This is a genomic window from Methanocalculus sp. (assembly GCF_029762515.1).
GTDB lineage: Archaea > Halobacteriota > Methanomicrobia > Methanomicrobiales > Methanocorpusculaceae > Methanocalculus.
Genome location: NZ_JARVGN010000162.1, coordinates 1 through 4,814, shown reverse-complemented (window position 1 = coordinate 4,814; position 4,814 = coordinate 1). Strand labels below are relative to the sequence as shown.

Here is a 4,814-nt window from a genome sequence, read left to right as displayed (position 1 = left end):
CGGGAGTTTCTTCACCTCGTTCATCATGATCAGGGTCAGCTGGAAGAGTGATTCGGGGGTCATCTTCAGGTGTGCGATCGTCCCGTTGTACTGGGCAAGGCGGAGTTCAATCATCCAGCTCTGCTCGCCTTCCCGCCTGAATGTATTGATGTCCGCTGTGAACCAGTCTTCATCAAGGGATCCGACGGAGAGGGCATATGCCTCCTGCACACGGTTTCCATAGAGCGCAGTGAGATGCTGGAGAACGGCAATTGCTTCGGTCTCTTCCTCCCCCTCACCCGCCTGCTTTTTTATATCTCCAAAGAAGGCAGCGGCATTGATATGGCAGGCTGTTGCCACAACCATCGTTGAACTGTGGCCAAGAATCATCGTCAGGGCATTGACGATCCGGGAGAATGTCCGGCGATCGGTCATATCAACAAGATGATACTCGAAGACATCTCGGATCTGCTCGACAAGGGCCGGGCTCTTCCGGATACTCTCGCCAAATGCCTTCAGATCGCGGATGAATGCTTCGGGGACCATGCTTCCGTTCTCAGGTACATCGGGAGCCTCATCTCCGCCGGCATCTGTTACTTCCTCTGAAACAGGCATATCCGGAACATGCTCTTCCTGAAGAACGGGATCTTTTGGAAGAGCAGCATCTTCTTCAACGATATCATCTGCCATTGCTGATATGTAGATGCAGTATCTTTAAACCCCTTTTCTTCTGTTCCTGTGACAGAAACGGGGATAAGCAAAAAAAAGATTAGATGTATGGGTTCCGAAGCGCCTTTCCGACACCGTACTCTGTTGCACGGGACTCAAGGTACTTCTGGTTCTTTGTGATCTTCTCGGTTGCGAGCTTTGTGACGAGTTCGAGGCCTGGCTTGACGGAGTCAATCGGCTTTGTCTCGAATGCGCCTGCTGCGATCGCCTTTGCCCAGATGTCATCACCCTTTGCTGACCTGACGAAGACCGTCGACCAGCCGTCGGGGGTTCCGACTGAGCCGGTTGAGATATCAGCTAAGTTTGCGACATAGTCGAGGCAGACGTGGCAGCCTGGCTGCTCGTACTTGTGGGTGACCTTCAGCGGAAGCTGAACGGTTGCACCGCGCTCGGTGTAGATCCAGAACTTGCCCTTTCCGATATCAAGCTTTGAGACGTTTTCAAGAGCGGTCGCACCGTGGTCTTCCACGAGCTGGAGAATACCCTGGTAGGGGAAGTTCTCCATGCAGAAGATACCGACTGCGAGTGCAATCTTGTCCGCGACATCACGAAGGCCGACAGGATAGAGTTGTCCCTTCCTGAGTGCCTGCATCTGGCAGGGGGTGCCAACAACACCGACCTTGTCAAGTCCATAGCTCCGGGTCACCTCTTTGATGAGTGACATGTTCGGGGAGATGGAGTAGCGGGTGCCACGTGCTGCGAGGAGTTCCTCACGGGTGGTCGCAACCATCGGCTCGGGTTTGAATGGCTCATCGCTCTGACCTGCGACGATCGCACCGTCAATGATGCCAGCATCAAGTGCATAAGCAAAGAGCTGGGTGACAATGCCGCCGTCCTGTGATTTGCGGAGAATATCGGGGTCTGTGCTGCGTGCAGCAACAGCCTGTTTGTAGTTACCAAGTACCATTTCTTCTCCCTCCTCAGGGCTGCATAGCAGCATCTATTGCTTCCATGATACCCTCATACTGGTTGACCACATCGAAGCTGAAGAAGCTCCGTGGACACTGGGCATAGCATGCTCCGCATTTGATACAGAGATCGCGCTCGATCTGTGGTCTGCCATATTGCATGGTGATTGCACGTACCGGGCAGGCTGCTGCACATGAGCCACAGCCCATGCAGAGACCCTGGTTGATCACCTGGGTCATGATGTCGCATCCGCAGGCTTCTGTGCCTGCCTTTGCAAGGTTCATCATGGGTGTCAGGTATGCACCTGCAAGCGCCTTCTGCTCATCGTTTCCTTTCAGCAGCAGGTACGCCATAACACAGACGTTTCTGATCTGCTGCGGGGTCGGTGCACATCCGGGGATGTAGACATCCACATCGATCAGGTCACCGATTGGCAGATACGACTCGTGCTGGGGCTGGTTCTGCTGGCCACCACGGCAGAATCTGGTGATGTTGCCATAGCAGGCGCAGGCACCGAGTGCAACGACGATCTTCGCGTTCTTTCGGGTCTCGATGATCTCCTCGACTGCAATGTGATCCTGAATACAGACAGATCCCTCAACGAGGGCTACATCCATCTCTGGGATATGCCGGACATCTGCTAATGTGAGACAGTAGACGAGGTCCGCATATTTGTCAAGAATTGTTAACAATCCTTCATAGTTATCTGCAAAGGACACAAGGCACCCGGTACAACCGCTCATGTGCACGTGTCCTACAGTAATCTTATCAGCCACTGGCTTCTCCTCCTTTGGTTCTTTTATGATTGACGCCTTCTTTTCGACAATTACGTCAGCCGGTTTATCAGCCGGTTTTTGATCCTGCTTTTCCCCACCGACGTCGTGTTTACCGAATAACAGGGCCTTCAGGGATTCAAGTATTCCCATTGTTCACCCCTATTTCCTTCAATACAACCTGAATCGTCAGGGGTATAGCATCCTCGACCTCAGTTGAAATGCCTATTTCAACATCGGGGGCGGGTACGTTCTTTGGCTGGCACCCGATTATCGAGATATCCATCCTGTCCTTAAGAATATTAAGCGGTTCAGACAGAGCCCATGAATGGGCATCCCGGTAACTGCCCGGAGGCAGATCCTCCACTCGAAGTTTCGTCAAAGTGCCGGGTTCTGCACCAAAATCGATAATATCGATAATGATCAGCTTTTTGGTAACTCCATTATCGAGCATATTAAAGCAGAAGTAGGGGCCTCCAAGGCCCACATCCACCGCTTTCACATTGTCGGGGAGTGTATACTCCTTCAACCGCTCGACAACTTCCGGTCCATAGCCGTCATCACCAAACAGCATGTTGCCGCAACCGGCAATGACAATCTCGGGGTACAGCTCGTCCATGAACGCACTCACTCGAGGAGTTTCTCTGCAACGAGCCTCTTGTCCTCGTCAAGGACGATCATGTGGGTTGCACAGGAGACACAGGGATCATAGGCACGCATGATGACCTCGGTAAGCTGCCAGGGAGCACCAACGAGTGCACGGCTGCAGGTGGGGAAGTTCCAGGTGGTCGGGACAAGCATCGAGAAGTACTCGACTTTGCCGTTCCTGACCTTTGCAAGGTGAACGTCACAGCCTCGCGGGGCTTCGTTTGCTGCCCATCCGATAGAACCGTCACCCTGCGGGATTTCATCTGCTACAACCGATGCCGAACAGTCAAGTGCATCTGCTGCTTCTATGATCTTATAGAAACAGTCCATGTACTCCATCTGCCGTGCGATCTGCAGGCCGATTGCACCCTTCTCGTCATAATTCTTGAACTCTACAAGACGGGCACGGGGACCGACCTCAACGGGCTGGCCGTCATAGAGCGGAACACCGGTGCAGGCTTCCATCTGTGGCCAGGCCTTGGTGCCTGCCTTTGTGGTGCCGCCGACCGGGTATGATGGGTCTTCGAGTGTGATCTCTTCCTCACCCATGTACCAGTCCCATGGCCGGACTTCTGTCCAGCGCTCTGGGAACCAGCGTGGGTTCTCATCAAGGGAGCTGCTTCCGTAACACGGGTCAGCTGCCATGTATCCCTGGTTGTGGTATCCGAGATCCTTTGGAATCGGAATCTCTTTGCCACCCACTTCTGCCCAGTCACGCTTCTGGTAGTTCCTGAGGATTGCAATCATGAACTCCATGTGTTCACGTGCAAGTGGAAGTCCCATCTTTGCGAGATCGAGGACCTTTGCCCTGCCACGTGGTGAGAGGTTCTTGTACATACCTCCGACCCGTGGGTTTGATGGGTGGATTGCTTCGCCGCCGACGATCTCGCCGATCGTCTGGCCGACCATACGGAGGGTCTGGATACGTTTTGCAACGCTTCTGACCGGCTCTTCTGGTGTGAAGGGGTTGATCTTTGTGTCTGTTCCGGGTAAGTACATATCCGGCAGGGTCAGGATGTTATGCAGTGCATGGCTGTGTATCCTGTTTGCGCACTGGAGCATCAGCCTGAGAAGATATGCATCCTCTGGGATCTCACATCCGATCGATGCTTCCATCGCTTCTGTTGCTGCGAGGGTGTGTGCAATCGGACAGATACCACAGACACGTGATGCGATCTTTGGAACCTGCTCCATCGTCTTACCGATGGCAAGCTTTTCAACACCCCTGACAGGAGTAATGGAGAGCCAGTCTCCGCGCTCGACAATGCCGTCATCATTGACTTTTAAGACGAGCTTGGAATGGCCTTCATGCCTTGTGGTTGGGGAAATTTCTACTACTTTCGACAATGTTATCGCCTCATCCAAAATGTGGTGGTCGATCTGCTATACGTCAATATTTATCCTGTGCGGTTAATGACACGTACATGAAAGTACGCTAAAGTGAATTAGAACGATATCGTTAATTATAGTTTGTGATAGTACCCTCCAATAAATTCTAAAGTATATAGATAAAATAACAAATAGTATTACAATTTTTAGCATTATAGCAAAAGTGCCGGAACCCGGCGAAAATAACGAGAATATCCCCGCTTTTTTGTCAAAAATTACTTATGCGCTTTTTTTACGGTATATCCCACCATATGCTGACGGAGATAAAGAGAAGAGCATTATAAATAACTTACCCATTATGCATTAATACCAATGAATATGGCATTTATAAGAATAGCAGATATACTCCCGAGGGGAAAAGAGCGGATCTCTCTTCAATACATGAAA

General features: G+C 51.7%; 5 protein-coding genes. All 5 read right to left on the bottom strand.

All coding sequences use genetic code 11. From position 1 onward, the window contains the following. A partial coding sequence (locus QCH34_RS06905) for a hypothetical protein (RefSeq protein ID WP_300332167.1) occupies nucleotides 1-669 on the bottom strand: 669 nt, incomplete at its 3' end. Between the two features lie 79 nt (nucleotides 670-748). Then, nucleotides 749-1,615, bottom strand: coding sequence for a coenzyme F420 hydrogenase subunit beta (gene frhB / locus QCH34_RS06900; protein WP_300332165.1), 867 nt, complete (start codon nucleotides 1,613-1,615; stop codon nucleotides 749-751). Nucleotides 1,616-1,628: 13 nt separating this feature from the next. Continuing rightward, nucleotides 1,629-2,393 carry a coenzyme F420 hydrogenase subunit gamma gene (gene frhG, locus QCH34_RS06895; protein ID WP_300332169.1) on the bottom strand — a complete coding sequence of 255 codons (765 nt, stop codon included), beginning with the start codon at nucleotides 2,391-2,393 and terminating at the stop codon, nucleotides 1,629-1,631. Nucleotides 2,394-2,529: 136 nt separating this feature from the next. Then, the gene (gene frhD, locus QCH34_RS06890) at nucleotides 2,530-3,009 is read right to left on the bottom strand and encodes a coenzyme F420-reducing hydrogenase, FrhD protein (RefSeq protein ID WP_300332163.1); all 480 of its coding nucleotides are present in this window, start codon (nucleotides 3,007-3,009) and stop codon (nucleotides 2,530-2,532) included. Nucleotides 3,010-3,017: 8 nt separating this feature from the next. Beyond that, nucleotides 3,018-4,385, bottom strand: coding sequence for a coenzyme F420 hydrogenase subunit alpha (gene frhA, locus QCH34_RS06885; RefSeq protein WP_300332161.1), 1,368 nt, complete (start codon nucleotides 4,383-4,385; stop codon nucleotides 3,018-3,020). Between the last annotated feature and the right edge of the window lie 429 nt (nucleotides 4,386-4,814).

Coding starts and splice junctions, on each gene's coding strand:
- frhD (WP_300332163.1), bottom strand. CDS start 3,009: ATGGACGAGCTGTACCCCGAGATTGTCATTGCCGGTTGCGGCAACATG.
- frhB (WP_300332165.1), bottom strand. CDS start 1,615: ATGGTACTTGGTAACTACAAACAGGCTGTTGCTGCACGCAGCACAGAC.